Annotated in this window: 22 protein-coding genes; 4 read left to right on the top strand and 18 right to left on the bottom strand. The window is 51.5% G+C overall.

The window, feature by feature from the left end:
* Positions 1–44: 44 nt before the first annotated feature.
* Positions 45–911: a xanthine dehydrogenase family protein subunit M gene (locus FGS84_RS25530; protein WP_138311065.1), complete on the bottom strand. Its 867-nt coding sequence runs from the start codon at positions 909–911 to the stop codon at positions 45–47.
* 434 nt (positions 912–1,345) lie between these two features.
* Between FGS84_RS25530 and FGS84_RS25525 the strand changes: the two genes are divergently transcribed.
* Complete coding sequence (locus FGS84_RS25525; RefSeq protein ID WP_171042714.1) at positions 1,346–1,918, top strand: DinB family protein; 573 nt, start codon at positions 1,346–1,348, stop codon at positions 1,916–1,918.
* Here the strand turns inward: FGS84_RS25525 and FGS84_RS25520 are convergent.
* The 3 genes from FGS84_RS25520 to FGS84_RS25510 all read right to left on the bottom strand — a co-directional run bounded on the left by FGS84_RS25520 (position 1,902) and on the right by FGS84_RS25510 (position 4,659).
* Positions 1,902–3,365: a DEAD/DEAH box helicase gene (locus FGS84_RS25520; protein WP_138311063.1), complete on the bottom strand. Its 1,464-nt coding sequence runs from the start codon at positions 3,363–3,365 to the stop codon at positions 1,902–1,904. The genes FGS84_RS25525 and FGS84_RS25520 overlap by 17 nt on opposite strands.
* On the bottom strand, positions 3,355–4,059 hold the full coding sequence (locus tag FGS84_RS25515; RefSeq protein ID WP_138311062.1) for a YoaK family protein: 705 nt from the start codon (positions 4,057–4,059) through the stop codon (positions 3,355–3,357). Before FGS84_RS25515 ends, FGS84_RS25520 begins: the two co-directional genes overlap by 11 nt.
* Before the next feature lie 102 nt (positions 4,060–4,161).
* Positions 4,162–4,659 (bottom strand): CarD family transcriptional regulator, encoded by a 498-nt coding sequence (locus FGS84_RS25510; RefSeq protein ID WP_138311061.1) that lies wholly within the window; start codon positions 4,657–4,659, stop codon positions 4,162–4,164.
* Positions 4,660–4,946: 287 nt separating this feature from the next.
* Here FGS84_RS25510 and FGS84_RS25505 point away from each other — a divergent pair, with 287 nt between their 5' ends.
* A complete protein-coding gene (locus FGS84_RS25505) occupies positions 4,947–5,237 on the top strand; it encodes a DUF2325 domain-containing protein (RefSeq protein WP_138311060.1) in 291 nt (96 codons plus the stop codon).
* Positions 5,238–5,246: 9 nt separating this feature from the next.
* Here FGS84_RS25505 and yqeB read toward each other — a convergent pair whose 3' ends face one another.
* The 3 genes from yqeB to dapA form a co-directional block, all read right to left on the bottom strand.
* Complete coding sequence (gene yqeB, locus FGS84_RS25500) at positions 5,247–6,074, bottom strand: selenium-dependent molybdenum cofactor biosynthesis protein YqeB (protein WP_138311059.1); 828 nt, start codon at positions 6,072–6,074, stop codon at positions 5,247–5,249.
* A 27-nt stretch (positions 6,075–6,101) separates the two neighbouring features.
* A complete protein-coding gene (locus FGS84_RS25495; RefSeq protein ID WP_138311058.1) occupies positions 6,102–6,491 on the bottom strand; it encodes a LysR family transcriptional regulator in 390 nt (129 codons plus the stop codon).
* A 183-nt stretch (positions 6,492–6,674) separates the two neighbouring features.
* Positions 6,675–7,598: a 4-hydroxy-tetrahydrodipicolinate synthase gene (dapA, locus tag FGS84_RS25490; protein WP_138311057.1), complete on the bottom strand. Its 924-nt coding sequence runs from the start codon at positions 7,596–7,598 to the stop codon at positions 6,675–6,677.
* A gap of 199 nt (positions 7,599–7,797) precedes the next feature.
* Here dapA and FGS84_RS25485 point away from each other — a divergent pair, with 199 nt between their 5' ends.
* Positions 7,798–8,643: a dipicolinate synthase subunit DpsA gene (locus FGS84_RS25485; protein WP_138311056.1), complete on the top strand. Its 846-nt coding sequence runs from the start codon at positions 7,798–7,800 to the stop codon at positions 8,641–8,643.
* 17 nt (positions 8,644–8,660) lie between these two features.
* Positions 8,661–9,245: a dipicolinate synthase subunit B gene (locus tag FGS84_RS25480; RefSeq protein ID WP_138311055.1), complete on the top strand. Its 585-nt coding sequence runs from the start codon at positions 8,661–8,663 to the stop codon at positions 9,243–9,245.
* A 123-nt stretch (positions 9,246–9,368) separates the two neighbouring features.
* Here the strand turns inward: FGS84_RS25480 and FGS84_RS25475 are convergent, their stop codons facing one another.
* The 11 genes from FGS84_RS25475 to FGS84_RS25425 all read right to left on the bottom strand — a co-directional run bounded on the left by FGS84_RS25475 (position 9,369) and on the right by FGS84_RS25425 (position 21,684).
* Positions 9,369–10,367 (bottom strand): reverse transcriptase family protein, encoded by a 999-nt coding sequence (locus tag FGS84_RS25475; RefSeq protein ID WP_138311054.1) that lies wholly within the window; start codon positions 10,365–10,367, stop codon positions 9,369–9,371.
* Positions 10,368–10,682: 315 nt separating this feature from the next.
* On the bottom strand, positions 10,683–11,516 hold the full coding sequence (locus FGS84_RS25470; protein WP_138311053.1) for a carbohydrate ABC transporter permease: 834 nt from the start codon (positions 11,514–11,516) through the stop codon (positions 10,683–10,685).
* 14 nt (positions 11,517–11,530) lie between these two features.
* Positions 11,531–12,409, bottom strand: a complete 879-nt coding sequence (locus FGS84_RS25465) for a sugar ABC transporter permease (protein ID WP_138311052.1) — start codon at positions 12,407–12,409, stop codon at positions 11,531–11,533.
* Between the two features lie 63 nt (positions 12,410–12,472).
* The gene (locus FGS84_RS25460) at positions 12,473–13,912 is read right to left on the bottom strand and encodes an extracellular solute-binding protein (RefSeq protein WP_138311051.1); all 1,440 of its coding nucleotides are present in this window, start codon (positions 13,910–13,912) and stop codon (positions 12,473–12,475) included.
* A 33-nt stretch (positions 13,913–13,945) separates the two neighbouring features.
* A complete protein-coding gene (locus FGS84_RS25455; RefSeq protein ID WP_138311050.1) occupies positions 13,946–14,911 on the bottom strand; it encodes a uroporphyrinogen decarboxylase family protein in 966 nt (321 codons plus the stop codon).
* Positions 14,912–15,162: 251 nt separating this feature from the next.
* Positions 15,163–15,810 carry a GntR family transcriptional regulator gene (locus FGS84_RS25450; RefSeq protein WP_138311049.1) on the bottom strand — a complete coding sequence of 216 codons (648 nt, stop codon included), beginning with the start codon at positions 15,808–15,810 and terminating at the stop codon, positions 15,163–15,165.
* The gene (locus tag FGS84_RS25445) at positions 15,807–17,006 is read right to left on the bottom strand and encodes a hypothetical protein (protein WP_138311048.1); all 1,200 of its coding nucleotides are present in this window, start codon (positions 17,004–17,006) and stop codon (positions 15,807–15,809) included. The genes FGS84_RS25450 and FGS84_RS25445 overlap by 4 nt, the downstream gene beginning before the upstream one ends.
* 69 nt (positions 17,007–17,075) lie before the next feature.
* Positions 17,076–17,840 (bottom strand): 4Fe-4S binding protein, encoded by a 765-nt coding sequence (locus FGS84_RS25440; RefSeq protein ID WP_138311047.1) that lies wholly within the window; start codon positions 17,838–17,840, stop codon positions 17,076–17,078.
* A 145-nt stretch (positions 17,841–17,985) separates the two neighbouring features.
* Complete coding sequence (locus FGS84_RS25435) at positions 17,986–19,176, bottom strand: mandelate racemase/muconate lactonizing enzyme family protein (RefSeq protein WP_138311046.1); 1,191 nt, start codon at positions 19,174–19,176, stop codon at positions 17,986–17,988.
* A 15-nt stretch (positions 19,177–19,191) separates the two neighbouring features.
* A complete protein-coding gene (locus FGS84_RS25430) occupies positions 19,192–20,379 on the bottom strand; it encodes a mandelate racemase/muconate lactonizing enzyme family protein (RefSeq protein ID WP_138311045.1) in 1,188 nt (395 codons plus the stop codon).
* Positions 20,380–20,472: 93 nt separating this feature from the next.
* Positions 20,473–21,684, bottom strand: a complete 1,212-nt coding sequence (locus FGS84_RS25425) for a DUF401 family protein (protein WP_138311044.1) — start codon at positions 21,682–21,684, stop codon at positions 20,473–20,475.
* Positions 21,685–21,719 lie beyond the last annotated feature (35 nt).

The following is a 21,719-nucleotide window of genomic DNA, read 5'->3' as shown; positions in this document are numbered from 1 at the left end:
TTCCCGTCTCCCTCCTAGTTATAAGCATTTTGTGCAGCGGCCACTTATGAGCATTCCATGGCCTGCTTAATGGCACGTTTTGTAAACACGCGAATCATATCCTTCCTGTATTCGGCTGACGCGCGGATATCAGAAATTGGATGACAGGAATTCATTGCTTCCTCCGATGCCTTCACAATCACTTCATCGGTAAGGGCCTTTCCAATCAGGGCTTCCTCTGCCCTGGGCGCCCGAATCGGCGTGGCCGCAACCGCGCCCAGGGCAATCCTGGCATCTGTGCACACGCCGTCTTCCACCTTGATTTTGACTGCAACGCCAATGATGGCCAGGTCCATGGCCTTTCTGACAGCGTGTTTTATGTATGCGGCCCTCTCGTTCCCGGCCAGGGGCGGAATCACAATGCCTGTTACGATTTCCCCGGGCTCCAGGGAAGTCTTCTTGACGCCCAGGAAAAAGTCTTCGATTTTAATGACCCTGTCCTTATCCGGTCCCTGGACCAATATCTTAGCTCCCTGAGCCAGAAGGTTGGGGGCTGAATCACAGGATGGGGATGCATTGCAGATATTGCCTGCCATGGTGCCCTTTGTCCTGATTTGTGTGGATGCCACTACCTTGGCAGCATGGGCCACCGCCGGATTTTTTTCTTTGACAAGAGGCGATGTCTCAATGGTCCGCAGGGTTGTCAGCGCCCCTATTTTCAAACCTTCCCTGTGGTCGTATTCCAGATAATCCATACCTGGAATTTTCTTAAGGTCAATGATATACTCTGGTAATATGGCCTTGTCTTTCATTGGCGGAATCAGGTCCGTGGCGCCTGCCATGACCTTGGCTGTGCTTCCAAGCTCAAGGAGCAGATTGCACGCCTCCCCTATGGTCTTAGGAGCCAGATACTCGAATTGAGGTAATACCATTTACGTTTTCCTCCTTACATTTCCTTATATTGCCTGTTATTTGTTACGTTCTCCCTGTATCATGATTGTAAAAGGAAATGCGTCCGCTTGCCAGAAGTGTATACCACAGATGTTGCAATTGCTACACCTATTATCTCTGTTTCCCATGGACGGCCCGCAGGGACAGAAAACGGAAAAAAATAAATATGACAGCCTTATGTCATATTAGAAGTGTTATGATATATATGATAGTCCGGAAACAGCCCGAATTTACAATTAATTCCAGATGGCTGGATGATGTATTGATTAGCAGAATGATGCATTGAATAACAGTAAGGAGGCTATAGATATGACAGACATTGAAAACGATTACAACACCCGGATAGACCAGCTGCGCAAACTCATAAAATCAACCAGGAATTTTGGTCCTGCCATTGAACTGGCCCTTAACATCCATGGAATCACACACCGGCATTGTTTCCGCCAGCGCTGTTCCCACCTACTGCGACGAGATACTGGATGGATTAACGGACCAGGATTACAGCGTAATGCCCACTGAAAAAGATGAAACCATAGCCTGGCATCTGTGGCACATTGCAAGAATCGAAGATTTGACTGCCAATCTCCTCATAGCAGAATCATCCCAAATATTCAATGATGACTGGATGGACAGGCTGCAGGTTTCCGTAAAGGACACCGGCAACGCCATGACGGATGAGGAAATCATCGGCTTTAGCCGGCAGGTAAACAAGCAGGAGCTGATACATTACCGAAACGCGGTGGGGTGCCGGACACGCAGGATATTAAATGCCCTGACCCCCGGTGATATGAAACGGAAACCCAGCGAAGAGAGCCTGGGACGGCTGGTCAGCGAAGGCGGTCTGCTGGAGGCCAGGCAGTCCATATGGCTCAGGAATTTCTGGGGCCGCCATACAGTGGCAGGACTCATATTGCTGCCGCTGACGCGCCATCATATGATGCATCTTCCCGACAGTCTGAGAATAAAGGAATTTAACCGTGCGAAGTAATTCTCACCTTCCTGATTTTCCCCTTAATGGTCCTGTTCTGAAGTCCTTCCAGGACCCGGGGGCCTTTCCGGTTCATGATATCCACAAAGGTAAGGCTCTCCCTGATGTCAATGATTCCTATGTCACCGGCATCCACGCCCTCTATGCCGCACACAGCGCCCACAATGTCCCCGGACCTCATTTTGGATTTGCGTCCGCCTCCAATGGAGAGTCTGGTGATGGACTGGTCCAGCTTCTCCCCCTTATGGGACCCGGAATCCGGCTTCTTTCTCTGAAGGGCCCAGAATGCCTTTTCCTCCTCTTCCCCTGTCTCAGGGCAGGGCTGGACCGGCAGGCATGCTCCCATGTAGGCCTCCACTTTATGCAGGGTCCTCATCTCATCCTCAGTCACAAGGCTGACGGCCCTGCCTGTCCTGCCGTTTCTTCCGGTCCGCCCAATCCGGTGCACATAAGTCTCCCTTCCCATGGGGAAATCATAGTTCACCACCAGGCTGACATCTTCAAAATCAATTCCCCTGGCAGCCACATCCGTGGCAATCAGGTACCGGAATCCTCCCCGTCTGAAGGCATCCACATTTTTAAGCCGTTCCTTCTGCTCCATATCGCCGTGAATCATGCCGCAGAATATCCTGTCCCTTCTCAGCTTCTGAAACAATACCTGGACCATTTCCCTGGTTCCGCAGAATATCATGGAGCGCTCCGGATTCTCCTTCATGAGAATGCGTTTAAATGCCGTATACTTCTGGTCCTGCGGCACGCCGTACACGGACTGCTCAATGGGAAGGGCGGCCTCTCCCTCCTGTTCCAGGAAAATGGACACCCCGTCCCTGACTGTTTCCTCTGCCAGATTCTTCACATCCTCATCCAGGGTGGCTGAAAACAGAAGGGTCTGCCGCTTTGCAGGAAGCAGCCCCGCTATCTGCCTGACCTCATCCATGAATCCCATGTCCAGCATCAGGTCCGCCTCATCAATCACCAGATATCTGACGCCGGTCAGCTTAAGGCTTCCCCGGCGCACATGGTCCATGACACGTCCGGGGGTGCCCACCACGATATGGGTTTTCTGGCGCAGTGTCTGTATCTGCTTGTCAATGGGAAAGCCGCCGAACACGGCCGGCACCTTCAGCCGTTTTTTCCTGCCAATCCTGAATATCTCCTGGCTCACCTGTACGGCCAGCTCCCTGCTGGGCTCCAGCACAAGGGCCTGGGGCAGGCTTTCCTCCCAGACAATCTGCTGGCACAAAGGGATGACAAATGCAGCTGTCTTGCCGGTTCCTGTCTGGGAGCGCACCACCACATCCCTGCCTGCCAGCACCTGGGGCAGCACCTCCTCCTGTACCTTCGTGGGATGCTCATACCCCAGCAGCGACAATGCCTCCATGATTTCAACGGATAAACCGTACCCGCAGAAACAGCTGTCAGGTTCCCTGTTTTCTTTATTTTCCATATGTCTCCATTTCTTCGCCTTCTATATCTTCTTTCACGAACATGATAAGGAAGCTGACCAGCAAAAGCCCGCAGCTGACCCATATGGTCCTTTCCCTGAGATGCGCCGTGAGCACGCTTCCCATGACAGCTCCCACTGCAAATATGCCGATGACCCCATAGTAGCGTATGAATTTGTCCCGGTGGTCCTGTTTGCCTGTGTGACGGTACCAGTACAGGTTTTCCGTGGCGCTTCGCAGGTTTCCGATGCACATGGTGGTGGCATAGGGGCTTCCCTTGATTTTCCTGAACGCATTGACCTGAAGGGCGCACACAAAGGAGACAATGATGTTGGCTGCCATGTTCATGCTCTGGGGCAGAAATCCCACTGCAAAAAGCAGGGTGATTTCAATGGCAACAATCAGCTGCCTCCAATGAAAACGCCGGTCCTGCCGGTGAAGCCGCTTCACATGCTCTGCCATGTACACGCCCCCTGCAAAAGCCAGGACCGGAGCCAGATAGCGCACAGCCATGGCCCACTCCCTGGCAGCCAGATGGCTTCCCATGAGCACAATATTTCCCGTCTGTGCATTGGCAAACACATTTCCCCTGCAGTAATACGTATAAGCATCCTGGAAACCTCCGGATAAAGTCAAAAAAATACCCGTTGACACAGCCTCCGACATCTGTCCACGGGTACGCATACTCTTTTTCATCTCTCCTGCCGCCTTTCCCAAGTTAAGAATCTGATTCTTCCAACTCAAGATTTTACCACAGTTCAGACTAAAAGAAAATAGTTAAATGTTTCACAGGCTTCATCAGGCTTCCCCAATCTGACTGGTAATATAGTCAGGAATCTCCTCAGGGCAGATGTTCAGGGCAGCGGCCAGCTCTCCAAACAGCAGTTTCCGGGCGCTCTTGACGCCGTCCCGTTCCCGGATGGACAGGGGCTTGCCCTTGCCCTTACGGTTCTGCTCCATCTCTGATATCTCCTTAATCATGGAGGCCAGTTCCAGACAATCGCCGGATTCAAGGACCTGCCTGTATACCTGGGGCCGTTCCTTATCGTTTGCATACTGCTTGCCTTCAACAGACGGCAGTGCCAGTATGAACTGCTCTGCTTCCTGCCTGGTCATGATTTCCCTCATCTTTACCTTTGGACTGTCCACCGGTATATAGATGGTGGTATCCTGGTCAAACTTTGGCACAAGGCTGTAATACACCTTGTCATTATTCGAGAAGTCAGGTTTCGATATGCCCTCCACCTGGCATACGCCTACAGTTCCATAGAGAATATATTCTCCTTTTTTAAACAAATTCCCACCTTTCCGAACAGATACTGTTCAAGTGTTAACGGGGTATTTATATAGTATATCACATTTTTCCCTGTTTGTAAAATGCGGCCTTTCGCCGGAGTCTTTCACCCCAGCCCTCTGCCCCGGCTCCTCTCCTGCTTCCTTCCGCCAAAGACCGGAAATACGCCCTTTAAACATGATAAACTTTCTCATGTGCAGGGCTGGACAATTTTACAGAATTATTGTATTATGTCATTACGAAGTTAGCTTTAACTAACCAATATGGACACCACAAAAGGAGGATTTTCATGAGCGTTGTCATTATCGGAGGCCATGACCGCATGGTAAGCCAATATAAAAAGATTTGCAAGAATTACAAATGTAAGGCAAAGGTATTCACCCAGATGAGCGCCAGCCTGGACAAACAGATTGGCAGTCCTGACCTCCTGGTCCTGTTTACCAACACCGTATCCCACAAGATGATACGCTGCGCCCTGGACGAAGTGGGAAGCAGCACGGAGATTGTCCGCTGTCACACCAGCAGCGGCACAGCCCTCACAGAAATCCTGGAAGAAAAATGCGCGGTCTGTGCCGTATAGGTTTTCCAATCAGTACCCCTGCTTCACCTCCAGCATCTGCAGACCCTCCACCACGGAGCCTGCGATGCATCTGGCCTTGTCCGATATGGTGAAGCAGTTTTCATATTCACTTTTTCTGGGGTCTATGTCGGCAATCTTAAATCCCTTTACCACGGGATATCCGTCTTTTATAATTCCCCTCAAAAGCCCTGTAAGGGATGCTTCCACCGTGACCTCGCCCTGCCCGGTCACAATAACGCCAATCGCCTGTCCCTGTTCCACCATGTCTCCAATCATGGACCTGCCAAAGAAAATCCCTTTGGCCGGGGAATGGATAACCCGCTCCGCCCCATAGCCGCCGATAATTCCGGGAACACCGGTATTGGGGGCCGCCTTTCCGTTTCCAATGATGCGGCCCAGATTATGGCCTCTCATGGTCTCTATCACAAGGTCCACATCCTGTCCTGCCGTGAACCCGGGCCCCAGTCCAATGGTCTTGTCCGCCATATCCCTGGTGGTTCCCAGATTCTTCTTTGCCAGAATGGCATCCACCAAAGCCCATGGACGCACCTTCCCCAGCACCTGGCAATTCTCGTCAATCATGATAGGGACTGCTCCCTGTTCCATAATGGAGCAGGCTTCCTCATACCCGGAAGCCTTGATGCAGGTGATACCCTCCACCTCAGACGTACCGTCATATACTGCTTCGGAAAAGGCTACGCATCTGCGGATTGCCGAAGGATATCCCGACTCCAGCACCAGCACCGGGTATCCGCAGCGGCAAAGCTTGTGGATGGTACCCGTGGCAATATCACCGCCTCCTCTGACAATTACCAGTTGTTTTGTACGTTCCGTCATTTTACATCCATTTCCTTCCATTTTAAATTATTCTTTTGCCTGTTCAGCCGATTGCTTCAGCTCCTCCACCCATTCCTTTGAAAAATGCGTTTCAAAAAGCCGGTCCAGCTCCTGCCTGGTCTCAGCCATAAAGGCGTCGTATGCCTCCAACAGCCGGATAGCCTGGGGCGTCAGGGTGGAGCCGCCTCCGTCCCTGCCTCCTGTCTCCCGCTCCGTCAGCATGAACCCCCATGCCTTTTCCGACTCCTTTAGCATCTTCCATGCCTTGCTGTAAGCCATGTTCATGGCCTGGGCCGCCCCCTGAAGGGAACCGGTGGTTTCCACTCCCCTCAGCAATGCCGACATGCCGGGTCCGAATGCCTTATTTTCAAAATATAATTTCAGTGATAGCCCATAGTGAAGCTGATTCTGTTCCAATGATATGCCCCCTTTTCCTGATTGGTTATGTTTTTTTAAGAATAACGTCCTCAAAGATAAAAGCCGGGCAAACCATTCTTATAAGGCATCTGATAGTTTCAGAAACACCTGTCGCAATGGCTGCTGCCGGCTTTTGATTCTCTGTGCATAAAGCTCCAAACTGCTATTCTTTCACTCCCTTTATTATAGCAGATTTGTCTGATTATGCAATTCTTTTTTCAGGCTGATTCCATGCCGTTTCATGACACCCGCCAGTTTTTTCCTCTGTTCCGGCTCCATGGGCGTCAGCGGAAGGCGCAGGTCGTCCCCGCAGATACCCATCATGCCAAGGGCTGCCTTGACCGGTATGGGATTCACATCCCAGAACAGGGCTTCCATGATATCCAGAAGCTTAAGCTGCATCCGCCTGCTCTCCTTCACATCCCCGTCCAGGTACAGGCGGCACATCTGATGTGTCTCCTTTGGCATAATGTTGGCCAGCACCGATACCACCCCCTTGCCTCCCAGGGACATGATGGGAAGGGTCTGGTCATCATTGCCGGAATAGATATCAAATCCCTCCCCGCACAGGGCGGCTGTTCTGGCAATCAGGGACAGGTTGCCGCCGGCCTCCTTTGTCCCCCGTATATTCGGATGCTCCGATAGAATCTTGTATGTCTCCGGCTGAATGGTCACTCCTGTACGGCTGGGTACATTGTATAAAAGAATGGGAATGCCCACATGGTCCGCCACCTGGGTAAAGTGGCGCACCAGCCCTTCCTGGGATGCCTTGTTGTAGTAAGGCGTCACCTGCAGCAGGGCGTCCGCCCCCAGCTCCTGGGCCTTCCTGGACAGCTCCACCGCGTGTTCCGTACAGTTGCTTCCCGTGCCTGCAATCACAGGAATCCTGCCGTCCACCTGCCTTATGGCATACCGGATGACAGCCAGCTTTTCTTTATCGTCCAGGGTAGCCGACTCCCCTGTGGTGCCGTTTACGACCACAGCGTCTGTCCCTTCCCTTATAATCCACTCCAAAAGCCGCCCAAAGGCGTCAAAATCAAGATTACCATATCCATTCATGGGCGTTACCACGGCTGCGGCGCTGCCCTCAAAAATACTGTGTCTCATAAACATCAGTCCCCCGATTCAATCGTGATTCGTAACGGTCCAGGATGGCGTTTCCTCCTGACCCAAAAGCCAATTTTTCCGCTGTTCTGAACAGTTACCATTATACTATGAAAATATGACAAACTCATCCTAATGGTACCAATTATTTCCTTTTGTCATATAGTGACATTATGAATCCAATCTCATAAGGAGCGTATCCATGCATCCAATCCTCATACTGGGCGGAGATTCCAGACAGATTTGCCTGAACCGGCTTCTGAATCAGACCGGCCATAAAACTCTCTTTTACTATGACAAACCTACCTCCTTCTCCCTCAGGGAGGCCATGGAGGATTCCCATATCATCCTCTGCCCTGTCCCTTTTACCAAGGACGGCAGCACCATTTTCTCTGTCAACAGCCTGCCCGGCCTGGAAATCCATGGTTTCACGGCCGCTCTGAATAATACCCATACACTTTTTGGGGGGAATATCCCTTCCGCTGTCAGGGAACGCTGCGGCTCCCTCTCCATCCCCTGCCATGATTTCATGAGGATGGAGGAGGTTGCATGGAAAAATGCCGTTGCCACGGCAGAGGGCGCTGTGGCGGAGGCCATAGCCTTAAGTCCGCTGAACCTTTACAGGAGCCGCTGCCTGGTAACCGGATGGGGCAGGTGCGCCTCCATCCTGGCAGACCGTCTGAAGGGCATGGGAGCCGGGGTAACCGTGGCTGGCCGCGATTCCTCACGGCTGGTCAGCGCCCGCTGTCTGGGATACAATACCTGCCTGTTAAAGGAACTGGAACCAATTATGGGAGAATTTGATTTTATATTCAACACCATCCCATTCTTGGTGCTGGATGCAGCACTGGCAGAACAGGTTCAGGACAATGCAGCGGTTATTGATATTGCCTCTGCACCGGGAGGAGTGGATTTTCTGGCACTGGAGCGCCGGAATATCCGGGCCAGGTTATGCCCCGGGCTTCCCGGACGCTATTCCCCCCTTTCCTCTGCCAGGATTCTTTATGAGGCTGTCATGGAGCATATCCGGGATTCACAGACTCAGTAAGGAATAAGGAGAATATTATGGAATTAAAAGGAAAAAATGTAGGTCTGGCCGTCACCGGGTCCTTTTGCACCTTTGCAAAGATAGAACAGGAAATCAGGCAACTGAAGGAGACAGGAGCCATCCTGCACCCCATTTTCTCGAATAGTGTCCAGTCCACGGACTCCCGTTTCGGGGATACCGGCGAATTCATGGACCGCATAACATCCATCACGGAAATAAAGCCAATACTGAAAATAGAGGAGGCGGAACCCATTGGCCCGAAAGGATACCTGGACGTCCTCCTCATCGCCCCCTGCACCGGCAATACCCTGGCCAAACTGGCTGGCGGTATCACGGACACCCCGGTGCTCATGGCTGCCAAAGCACACCTGCGCAACGGCAAGCCCCTGGTAATTTCCGTATCCACCAACGATGCCCTTGGCATGAACCTTAAGAACATCGGACTTCTGTTCAACATGAAGAACATCTATTTTGTTCCCTTTGGCCAGGATGACCCGTTGAAAAAGCCCACCTCCATGGTTGCCCATACCGGACTCATAGAGGACACCTTGAAGGAAGCCCTGGAGGGCAGGCAGATTCAGCCGGTCATACAGGGGGTGTAGGCCCCTCTCATCGCTTTCGCGGCAGACAGTCATTGCGGGCCGGGAACATGCCGTCATGGCATTGTCCCGGCCCGCCTGCCGTACCCCACTTTGTCATACTCCACTTTGTCATACTCCCCTTTTTCATATCCCCTGCCGCACCATGCTCTTAAGTCTCACTTGCGCCTCCCTAAACCAGGCATCCCCGCCGCCTGCCAGCAGCACATAGGCAGTCTTGCCCAGCAGGGACTCCAGATACCGTTTTACCCCGGCATCCCCTTCCTTCAGATATGCGTCCCTTCCGGTCCGCCTCAAATGTTCCTCCGCCCCATATTTCAGACAGTAATAAATCTCCTGGCGCAGACGTCTTCTGTAGGGGGCCGGAACCTGGACACGGTCATTTACCACCAGGCCGGTTACTGTCTGTCTGGTTCCTCTGGTCAGAATACGGGTCTTTCTCTGGTTTGGCTCAAATCCCATGGACCTGAGGAAGCCGTATACCTTTCCCTTCACCTCAGCCGTATCAAAAACACCGGAAAAGGTCATATCGTCGCAATACCTGCTGTAAGCGATATCCCGCTCCCCGCACCAGGCCTCCATATATTCATCAAAGGGCTTCATCACAAGATTGGAAACAGCCGGCGACGCAGGCGCTCCCTGGGGCAGACGGTCATGGCAGCAGCAAAGGGCGGCCAGCATTGCGCCCACTGGCGGCGGGAAATAGGCGGCCGGAAATGCGTGATGAAGCACCATGGGAAAGGTGATGCTGCCAAAGAAATCCTCAATATCCATCTTCATGACAATCTTCCTGCCCTGATGAATCCCTGCGTTGGCAGCTACCGAAGCGCCTTTGCGGTAAGCCGCCGCACTGGCGGACACCGCAAATCCGTCCAGTACATGGTGAAGCAGGTTTCTCTGCACTTCCTTCAGAAGGGAATCCGGCACCAGAAGCGTCCTGTAACCGCCGCTTCTTTTAGGTATCCGCACCTTCCGGTAATGCCTTTGCGCATGGTTGCTGAGGGCATAGAGACAGCCCATTATTTTCTCCGGAGGCCAGTCCCTGGTTCCAAGGAGCCGGAAGGAGAGCAGCATTTCCCTGCAATGCTCCGTACTGCAATATTTCCACAAATCCGCCTGAGCCATATCTCTTCCCTCCCGGAGCCTGCGCCCCCTCTTTCCAGTATTTTTTCGTAAAACAAAAACAGGAGAAGCAACACGTATCCGGATACCGTAAGATGCATAGGGGTACCGGGCCGCTGGCGGCCGGCACATGAAATGTGCGGATGTACCCCGGCGCAGATTGCGGACTCATCCCTCTGCTGTTCACTCCGGGCAGCGACTCGCTGTCCGTCCAGGCTCACTGCCCATGCAATATTCCTGAAAATGCTGTTGCTTTTCCTGTCTTTGCTTATGCCATAATCATAGGCAAAAAACATTCTCTTGTCAATGTGCTTTTCGTTATCCCTTGACCGCGCCCTCCATCATTCCGGCCTTCTGGAACTTCTCCAGAATCAGGTACAGGATGATAATGGGTATGATAACCAGGGTGGTGCCTGCCAGTATGACAGGCCACGGGGTGGATAAGCCCTCGCTGACAGGCAGCAGGGAAATGGTCACCATCAGCGTATACTTTGCCTGCTTGCGCAAGTACAGCAGAGGCCAGAAGAAATCATTCCACCTGGCAATCAGGGTGATGGCGCCCCAAGACGCCATGGCCGGCTTGATGACAGGAAGGATGATTTTGGTAAAGATGCCAAAATCGGAACATCCGTCAATCCTGGCTGCCTCCACCAGCTCATCCGGCACATCTGTTATATACTGGTTCATGTAAAAGATACCCACTGCGGTGGCAATCCTTGGAATCACCAGGGACCAGAGGCTGTTAATGAGCCCCACCTTCTTCATGATGATGAACAAAGGCACGCTTCCCACCTCAGGCGGCACCAGCATGGTGGCAATGACAAAGTAAAACAGGAATTTCCTGCCAGGAAACCTGTATTTGGCAAAGGCAAAGCCTGCCAGGGCGCAGAAAAACAGGGAGGTAATGGTTCCCATGATGGTGGTGAACACGCTGTTAAAGGCATTCTGTCCAACGGGAATCATCTCAAACAGGCGCTTAAAGTTGGCCATGGTGGGATTGGATACCATCAGGGAATTAAATCCTGTGATGCTCTCGCTGGTGCTCTTGATGGAAATCAGGCACATCCACACAATGGGAAACAGGCAGACAATGGTGATGAATGCCAGCACGCCGTAAACAAGGACAGTGGATGCAGTTTTCTTTCTGTTCATTTCATTCCCTCCTTCTATATTTCGCCCTGCTTGTGTCTTACCACAAACTGGATGATGGATATGACAATCAGGATAAGAATCAGGATAACGCCGATTGCCGAAGCATAACCCATATTGAATACATTAAAGCCTGACTCGTACATGTACTGGAACAGGGATGAGTTGGATGTTCCCGGTCCCGGAAGGATATAGGATTCATTGAACAGCTTCCACATATCCACGGTCAGTGTGACGGAACAGAAGAACAGGATGTTCTTTAAGGACGGAAGGGTTATAAACCAGAACTGCTGCCACCCGTTGGCTCCGTCCACCGTGGCCGCCTCATAATAATCCTTGGATATGTTGAGCAGTCCTGACAATAAAATCATGGTAAACCACGGTGTATATCTCCAGACATTCAGGATGATAACCGGTATCTTGGAAAATGTGGTGCTGGTAAGCCAGGGGATTTTGCTGCCCCCGAACATTGTCACCACCTCATTGACCAGGCCCACGTTCTCATCAAACAGCATCCTGAAGATAAGACCCATTGCAATGGCCGCACAGATATTGGGAAGGAAGGTAGCCGTCTTGAAAAATGCCCTGGCGGAATTACTCTTTAAGTATCTGCTGTTCAGTAAGGATGCAATGAGCAGGGCACAGCAGATGATGAATACCAGTCCGGTGAGCCAGTAGACCACTGTGTTGCCCAGGGATTCCCAGAACATATCGTCAATCAGCATTTTCCTGTAGTTGTCAAACCCGCAAAAATCCGGAGTCCCGATTCCCTTCCAGTTTGTCAGGCTGATATAGAATGTCCATATGGTGGGCACCAGCTGAAATACAAGAAACAGGATAAAAAAGGGCATGATGAATAGATAGGGAGCCCTGTATTTTTTCAGTGCTTTTAACATTCGCTACCTCCTCCTTAAGGTTTATAAAAGGCTCCCTCCTCGGGGCGGGAGCCTTTTCATGTATTACTGGCTGATTTCAGCCTTGCCAATCTTAGCCTTTAAGTTCTTATCCATGTTGGCGATAGCGTCGTTCATGGACTGGTTGCCTGCCACATATTTCTCCAGCTCAGCAGATATGATTTCATCCGCCTCTGCATCCTGAGGTGTTACCACCAGGTTGGCTGCGCCGTTCTCAAGGCACTTGCCCTCCATCTCGCGGAAGGACTGGCCGCCGTAGAAATCAGACGGTTCTTTCCAGAATGGGTCTTCCAGCATTTCCTTGGATACAGGGTTGGAATACGGTGCGTTCTGCTCTTCCATGGAATTTACCCACACTTCCTTTGCCTCGGTGTCAAAGGTGAAATCATACCACATCTGGCGGAACAGCTCGGAATAAGGATTGTCGCCCTTTTCGATGATGGCCATGTACTGGGATACAGGAGCGCCTGCCTTGCCAACGCCTTCAAACTCAGGAGCTGACATAACTCTCCACTGTCCCTTGGTGGCCTCACAGTTCTTTCTCATAAACTCATCCCAGAAAGCGCCGATGCAGAAGGTGGCTACCTGCTGTTTGTTGATGGCGTCGTAAAGGGCCGGCTCCATGATGGTGGTCTTTAACAGTAAGCCCTCGGAGTTCATGGTGTCCAGAGCGCCCAATGCCTTCTGTGTGCCCTGGTCGCTGCCGATTATGACTTCGCCGTTCTCATCCCAGATTTTAGCTCCTGCTGACGGCATAAGACCTCTGCGGCCCCAGTATCTCCAGGTCTTGCTGGTTGGGTCAATATAGGAGAGGTAAACTTCCCCGTTGCTCTTTTCCTTTAACTGGCGTCCTGCCTCAATGTAGCCCTCCATGGTCTTCATCTGCTCTGCATCCACGCCGTACTTGTCAAAAATCTCCTGGTTGTAGAACAGTACCTGGGGCCTTACGGAATCCGGAAGCGCATAGATGCGTCCGCCGATGGTTGCGTCAGTGGTTGCTCCGTCCACCATCTTATCCAGAAGGGGCGTCAGATAGTCTGTCTCATCCTTCAGAAGTCCTGCGCCGGCCAAATCCATGATGGTTACCGGGTCTAGCATGGCTGCATCGGGAAGGTCCTCGGTGGCTCCCGACAAGGCTGTCATGGTGATTTTTTCACGGATGTCTGCGGTTCCCTCTGTCTGTACAAATTCAATCTTTACATCCGGCGCAATATCCCTGTGGTTCTCCAGCCAGGTCTCAAACCACTGCTGCCTGTACTGGGGATTTCCCATGGCATAGACCACCAGGGTTCCTGCGGGATACACGGTCTTCTCACCATCCGCTGCCTCTGAATCCCCGGCTGCCGCCCCGCTCTCCGCGCCCTGGGCATTCTCTGCCTTAGGTGCTGCTGTTGTGCCTGCTGACTCGGTCTTGCTGCCGCAGGCCGCAAGTGAGCCTACCACCATGGATACTGCAAGTGCCATTGCTAACTTTCTTTTCATCATTCTCTGTTCCTCCTTTTCCTATTCACTGCTTCTTTATTCCCTGGCTGCCTCTACGGCTGCCTTTAAAAGATTCATATCCTGCTCTGTTGCCAGGGTACAGTCGGCTCCCAGGATGAAATGGGTCCTTCCGAATTCCCCGATAACCTTTCTTGTCTCTTCCTTCACTGCCTCTGCCGGTCCGTCCACCAGCACGCCGTGGCGGTTTGGCAGGCCGCCCATGATGGTCTTTCCTGCAAACATCTTCCTGCCGTCCTCCAGGCTGAAGGGAGCTTCGTACACGCCCCAGTTCACCACGTCAGCATAAGGGCCGTAATCCTTATAGCGGTCCATGTTCAGCTGGTCCTTGCAGATGTGGAGGAAGCAGTAACCGCCCGCGTCCTTGATGGCCTTCATAATCTGCAAATCAAAGGGCTTAATCCACTGCTCAAATTCCTCATCCGTGAAGAACCGTGTCTCTCCGCCCAGAGCCGCATAATATACGCCGTCCACACCCAGTTCAATGTATGTCCTTGCCAGCTCACACATCACATCCGCAATGCGCTTCATACCTGCCAGGACCGTATCCGTATCCTCATGCAACAGGCGGCAAAGCTTTTCCCTTACCTGGTCATATGTATAGCCGGGGTCCATCTTCTCAAGCGGATGGATGGATGATGCCGTGATGCCGTGAAGGGTGCCCAGAATAAATGCATCCCTGTCGCATCCAGCCAGAATCTTCTTAACCAGCTCCACCTGGTCCTGCATAAAGCCGTCTTCCATGGTCATCTCTTTTACCAGGCTGTAATCGGAACCCTTGTTAATCTCGCCCATATAGGGTACCAGGTTCTCATTCATAATTTTAAGGATGTCTGTATCGGATTCCTCAAAAAATTTCAGATGAGCTTTTACTGCTGCATCCCCAAACGCTGTTTCCTTTGGAAAATGCAGGGAAAAGCCGCTGGGTATCTTATCAACTTCTTCTCCCCGGATGGCTGCTATCACTCTCTCTTTTTTTGTCATGGCTGTCTCCTCCATTAATCATACTACTGATGTGATTAGTAATCTTACTAATAGCGATTATAGCACCATTGGCAGGCCGTGTCAAATAATTTTTAACCATTTTTCTAAAATATTTTTGTTATCCCCCGTTGTTTTTGTTTATTTTCACACCATATCCGATTATTATTCAAAAAAAGGATGTAAAATTGACAGTATCAATCTTACATCCTTAGTATTTATGCATTTTCATCCATATCCCCGGACCATGTTCCTTAGAGGGAATAATTCTCCTGAATCTGCTCCTTCACATTCAGTATATCCTTCTGGAGCATTTCCACGGCCCGCTCCGTATCGCGGTTCTCCAGGGCCTCAATGATTTCCCTGTGGTAAAAGCTGTTGGATTCGGCGTTCTTTTTCCAGGCTGTCTGAAAATATTGGGAAATATACGAACAGGATTTTTGAAGGGCAGCGGCAATCACATCGCAGATATAGCCGTTACCTCCCATCTCACAGAGCTTTAAGTGGAAATCCGTGTTGCGGTTCCAGTGGATGGCCACCATCCTCTCATGGTTATCCTTTGTGATGGTATCCAGCTGTCTTAACCGCTCTATCTCCTCAGGGCTAATCCTCTGGCTCAGCCGCCTCAGATTGGCGGTTTCCACATCAATCCTGAATTCCAGAAGGTCCAGTATCTCCTTCAGGGTCACCGGTACCACCTGGTACCCCACCCTTGGTATACTTTTCAGGACATTGTCCTTGCACAGCTCAATAAGGGCCTCCCGCACCGGTGATTTGCTCATGGCATACTTCTCCATGATTTCCCCTTCATGGATGATATCGTTGGGCTTATAAATGCCTTCTTCTATCTCCCGGTAGATTCCCTCCACCACGGTTTCTTTCAGGGTCTTCTTTGTCTTCATCTTCTTTTCTCCAATGCCTTCCCTTTTTTGTAAACCCGTTCCGCCAGCCTGCAGGATATCTCATAGGCTATGGACTCATCCCCATACCGCCAGTCCTTCCCTGGCCCGTCTTTTCCCGGCCAGTCCTTTTCCAGCCAGCCTTTTTCTGCCCAGAGCTGCCTGAACCCATTGACCGCTTCCTCTGTCATGCCTCCCGGCGTGGCGTGGTCCTTCAGCTTGTTCTCCAGGAATTCCCTGGTCTCCAGCTGCAGCGAGAGAAGGTGCAGCTCAAAGGATCTGGGGGCAATGATGTCTGCATTCCCGGCTCTCCCACCGCATTCCCCCCGGGCCCTGGTTCCGGCTCCTTCACCTGTTTCCCCGCAGGCAAATGCCAGAGCGCCTTCATACCATCCTTTTTCCAGCCAGGCCAGTTCATCCATCTGCTGCAGGTCCGGCGCCGGACCGGGCGTAATAAGACCGGGCAGGCCCAGTCTCCGGCGGTTCAGCGCATACAGGACAGCAGCAGCCAGGGCACAGCCGTTTTTACTGCTTGTACCGTCTTTGCCGCCCTTATCCCCATAATACGGTTCCAGGCCAAAGCATAAAAGGTACAGCATATGATAGGTAATGCTCATGGACAGCAGGCGCAGGGATTCATCCGGCGTACATTCAAATACCTGCCCAAGAGGATTGAGGAAACGCCTGACATCATCCAGCTGTTTCCGGCCGGGAGGACAGGCAGGGTCATATGTAATCTTATTGAACGCCAGCGAATACACATCCAGCCCGCCGATAACAGTCTCCATGGCAGGCAGAATGCACACGGTTTTCACGCCCTTTCCCAGAGTCCTGGTATACCATTCCGGGCGGGGACTGGGTGCAAAAGAAAGCAGCAGCAGACCGCCCAGCCCCAGTTCCCTGCGGTACTCTGCATAAGGCTTTATGGTATCCTCCGCCACCCCCGCCACCTCATGGGGCCTGACGGAAAGCACCACCGTGGCGGGCCTATATTCCTTCAGCTTATCCAGACAACCGCCTGCCATGATTTCAAAGCCGTATCTGTCCCTCAGCTGCTCCAGTCCCCGCGGACTGGCCTTTACTGCAAACATCCGCCTTTCATATCCTTCCCCCAGCAGGCTTCTGTAACAGGGAACCATATACTCCCCAATCCATCCCATGCCAATAACAGCCAGCCTGTCCGTTCCATCACCCATCATATATTTCCATCCTTTTACAAGTACATCTTAAGATTATAATCCGAAATGCACCGGGATTCAATAGGGGGATTATAAAAACAGCTCATTTTCCCGTCTGATATCCCTGACAGGAGAAAGCTTCTGCTCCAGCATGGCGCATGCCTGCTCAGGCAGGCTTCTGGCCTTTACCGGACAGACAGAGATACAGCGCATGCACAGAATGCAGCGTGACGGGTCCGTGGAAGAAGGATTGCTCACAGGAATCGCCTGCACAGGACATCTGGCAGCACACAGCCCGCAGGATATGCAGGATGCATTGGTAAGCGGAATCACCGGCATCTGCTTCCAGTCGCGGTAGGGCCTGTTTCCGGGCACCTGAGGCTCCTGCCAGCCGTCCCCTTCCAGCTTTTCAAGAATCCCTGCTGCAAAGGATGCCATTTCCTTCTGGTCCTTGCCATCCGGCCTTCCGGCCGCAATATCCCGGACCATGGAGTGTTCTGCCAGCAGCGCTGCCCCTGCTCCAATCTTAAATCCCTGCTCCTTTAAACAGTCGTCCAGTTCCAGAAGGGCATCCTCAAAAGCCCTGTTGCCGTAGACAGCAGCCGTTACAGCCACTGCCCCGTTGCCCTTCAGATATGTAAGCTTCTCTGCCGCATACCCGGGTATCCTGCCGCCGAACACAGGCACGCCCACAATCACGGTATCCTCCGGCCCAAAGGAATACGCTCCGTCCAGGCTGCAGAGGTCCACATCCTTGACCTTCTTCCCCATCTCCATGGCCAGGTTGAGACAGGCTTTCCTGGTGCCGCCCGTGGGGCTGAAATATACAACGGTTATCTGTTCCATCTTATTCATGCTGTTACCTCCGGAATTTTGTATGTTAATCTGATATTCTAGTTATTTTATCACATTCCTCACAGAAAAGCACCCTCTGAAAAGCAGAATTCATTCCTGTCCCCCACAAGGAAAAGCAGGCATTTTACCGCCTGCTTTCCCAAATCTAGTCAACCACTACCCTGGCATAGGACTCCATTGCCTCCTCGCTCATCTCCTGTCCGATTCCCGGCCGGTCGTTCATCACATAGCTGCCGTTCACCGGAGCCCAGGCATATTTGCCTGCCTTCTGGTAATCCGTCTTGAAATTCGCACAGTGTTCCTCATGAATAACAAAATTAGGTATGACGGTTTCCACATGAAGGGCTGCAGCCGTTGCAATGGGACCGCCGCACACATGAAGCTGGATGCCGATGTCATAAACATTCGCCATGTCGCAGATTTTCTTGACCTCTGTAATCCCCCCTGTATTGCACAGGTCGGGCTGTGCAATGCTGAGCGTCCTGTCCTCAAAAAACTGTCTGAATCCCCAGCGTGTGTAGCTCCTTTCTCCGGTTGCAAGGGGGATGTCGCATTTCTGTTTGATATGCTTGAAGACCTCCGGATTGGAAGGCATGGTGGGTTCCTCATAGTACATGATGCGGTAAGGCTCCAGGGATTTGCCTAAAACCACAGCCGTGTTGGCGTCAAGGGTGGAATGAATCTCTATGATAATGTCAAGCTCGTCCCCTCCCGCCTCGCGGGCAGCCGCAATACGCTCCACTGCAATCTTTCTCAGTGCCTCCGGGTAAGCCCCCTTAAGGTTATCACCTCTTTTTAAATAAGCCTGGTTAAAATCCTCCCTGGAAAGCCCGGCAAAGCAGGGGTCAATCTTAACAGCGTCATATCCGTCCGCCATGGCGTCCTTTACAGCGTCATAGTAATCCTTTGGCTCAAACTGGAGCTCGGACCGGTCCAGTTTTGTGATAAGGGTCCTCCACCCCATCTGGAGCTGGGATGCGTATGCCCGGAGCGAATCATGGGTCCTGCCCCCCAGAAGCTTATAAACAGGCAGCCCCAGGGCCTTGCCCTTGATATCCCAGCAGGCAATGTCAATGGCGGCCATGGCGGCGGATACCGTGACGCCTCCATTCATGCCCCAGAACGTATGCCGGTGGAGATGTTCATAAATCTTCTCCGTGTCAAAGGGGTCCATGCCAATGACCATTTTGGCGAAATCCTGGCAGTTTCCCCACGCTGCATTCTGGCAGCTGCCGTAAGAAAGCCCTGCTTCACCAAAACCGCTGATACCCTCGTCCGTATTCACCTTAATTGTAATAAACGCCCCTTTGTAGCATTCCACACTTGTAATCTTCATCTTATGATTCCCCCTTTAATTAAGCGTTATCTGGTCTTCGGATGCAAGCGCCTTTTCAGACCACTGGTTTCCAATGCCAATCTCATCGGTCACGTCCAGATACCCGTTCTTTGGCAGCACAATCTTTGTTGTGAGTTCCATGTTGGAAGGATTCATACTGCGCATATGCTGTTCGTGAATAACAAAATTGGGTATACAAGCCTCCAGCTGCACGGACGGCGGCGTCAGCAGATGGGATGCGCACGTATGAATCTGGACCCCCACATCAAAGGTATACGCCATATCGCAGATTCTCTTGGTTTCCGTGATGCCGCCCGCATTGCCGATATCAGGCTGGATGACCTGGATGGAATTGTCCAGGAAATACCTTATGTATTCCCAACGGCCAAACACGCGCTCCCCATGGGCCAGCGGCATCTTCACATTATCCTTTACATACTTGTTATTGTAAAATACAGGTGTGTTGGGTTCCTCAAAATAGTAAATATTGCAGTCCTGGACAGCTGCCGCCAGCTGGATTGCGGAATTGGAATTGGTACCCGCATGATTCTCAATAATAAGGTCTGTCTTTGGCCCGATTGCCTCCCTGACAGCGTGAACGCGGTCTGAGAAAACCTGTACGAGCTCCGGCGCAAGCAGGCCCAGACGGTTGGTTTCATTTAAAATGTTTCCCTTTTCATCCCAGTTCAGGAAGTCAATTTTAATGGCGTCATAGCCATCCGCAAGGGCAAGCCTGGCCCTGTCCACATAGTCCTGTACGGTTATGGCCGGTGAATCAGCAGGCCCCCATCCGAACTGCAGCTGCGAGGCATAGCAGCGCACCTTATCCCGCCGCTTACCGCCCAGAAGTTTATATAACGGTACATTCAGGGCCTTGCTTTTGATGTCCCAAAGTGCAATATCAATGGCGCTGATTGCACTGTACCAGAACGCGCCGCCGTTTTGTCCCCAGAAGGTTCTGAGCATCAGCTGGTCCCACAGTACCTCATTCTCAAAGGGGTCCCTCCCTGCAATAAAAGGCCACATATCCTTTATGACGCCGAAGGCCCCGAAGGTTGCATGGATTCCTGCCACCTCGCCGTCCCCGTAAATACCTTCATCCGTGTAAATGCGGATTCCCACCACCTTGCTTTTCTTTGGAAATTCGGGCGTATTGGAGCGGTTATACTCAGTCAGAAATAATTTTGCGCTTGCTATCTTCATAAATCTTTCTCCTTATCCATATATAACTGTTGACGGGTTTCACTGTGCCTTATATACATATCTCAATGGCATAGTTTTTTCCGGCGGCTTCCTTCAATAAAAAATCCTTCCAAGCAATGCTCCGTATCCATACGAGATAATGGAAAATACAATAACCGGAATAAATGCCCTCACAACAATGTCTCCCAGTGTGGTGTGATAATAATCCGCTGCAACAAAGGAGCAGACATGAGTGGGCGATATCTGCATTGCGGCCCATGCAATGCTCATGAGCATGACAAGGAGAGGAATCCCTCCCTGGGGAAATGCCAGAAACGCCATTGGCATACAGAGTGCAATGATTGTCTGGGAGCCGCTTATGACCGTGCCGATAAAAAACAGCAGGCCGAAGGACATGGTCAGCGAAATAGGAAACCGGCCTATAAAGGAAGGCAGAAGTCCTATGACGCCGGTGTGGGACAATATGCCTTTAAAAAGCATGATGAGATACATATTGCCCAGCAGTATGGGTTCCGCCGACCGTACCATAAGGTCCGGCAGTTCTTTTATGCTGAAATGGTCAAGTACATAATTCGCTGCGATGACCAAAGGCGCTGCCATGCACACGGACCAATTAAATGCAATGATGATGAACAGCACAGCAATCAGGGTCCACAGGTTTTTTACCAGATGGACGATTTCCGCCCGTTTGTCAACTGCATCCTCCATCTGCGGCATTTCCTTTGGCAGTTTTTTTAAATGTGTCACATATACCACGGCGCATGCTGCAACTGCCATAGGAACCATGGCCAGTACAAACAGGCCAGCATTCTGTCCGCTGAGTGTAAGTCCCAGAAGCACAGCCGGAAAGGTTGGAAGGAACATCTCCGGTATATGTCTGTAATAGCATGATACAAAGGTCTTATTTTTAGCGTCCATGTATTCCCCGCATGTCTTGTCAACCATATCTGCGCAGATGGTCATAACCGCTGCTGACGGAAGAAGTCCCATGATTGCAGGTGATACAATGGTATTCATCCGCCGGTTTCTGAGCAGACGGCTGAAAGAATCCTTTGCATTTGCCAGCTTCCCTCTTTTCTCAAGCATGAGCTGGAGAAATATAATGAGATAAAAGCTCAGCAATACGTCTATGGTATCCCAGGCCACGGTCTGCCGCCCCAGAACCATGACTGCATCCTTCAGATTTACGCGGAATAAAATGATAGTGGCTGCTATTCCCCCTGTCATTGCTACAAATAAGGGCTTCTTCAGCCATATGATTACAACAATTACCAGAAACACAATGGAAAGATATAGGATATCCATGTTCCCTCCTGATACTTAGTTTAGTTTCTCCGGTC

The organism is Clostridium sp. 1001271st1 H5, assembly GCF_005845215.1.
GTDB lineage: Bacteria > Bacillota > Clostridia > Lachnospirales > Lachnospiraceae > Enterocloster.
This window is presented reverse-complemented; position numbering and strand designations above follow the sequence as displayed.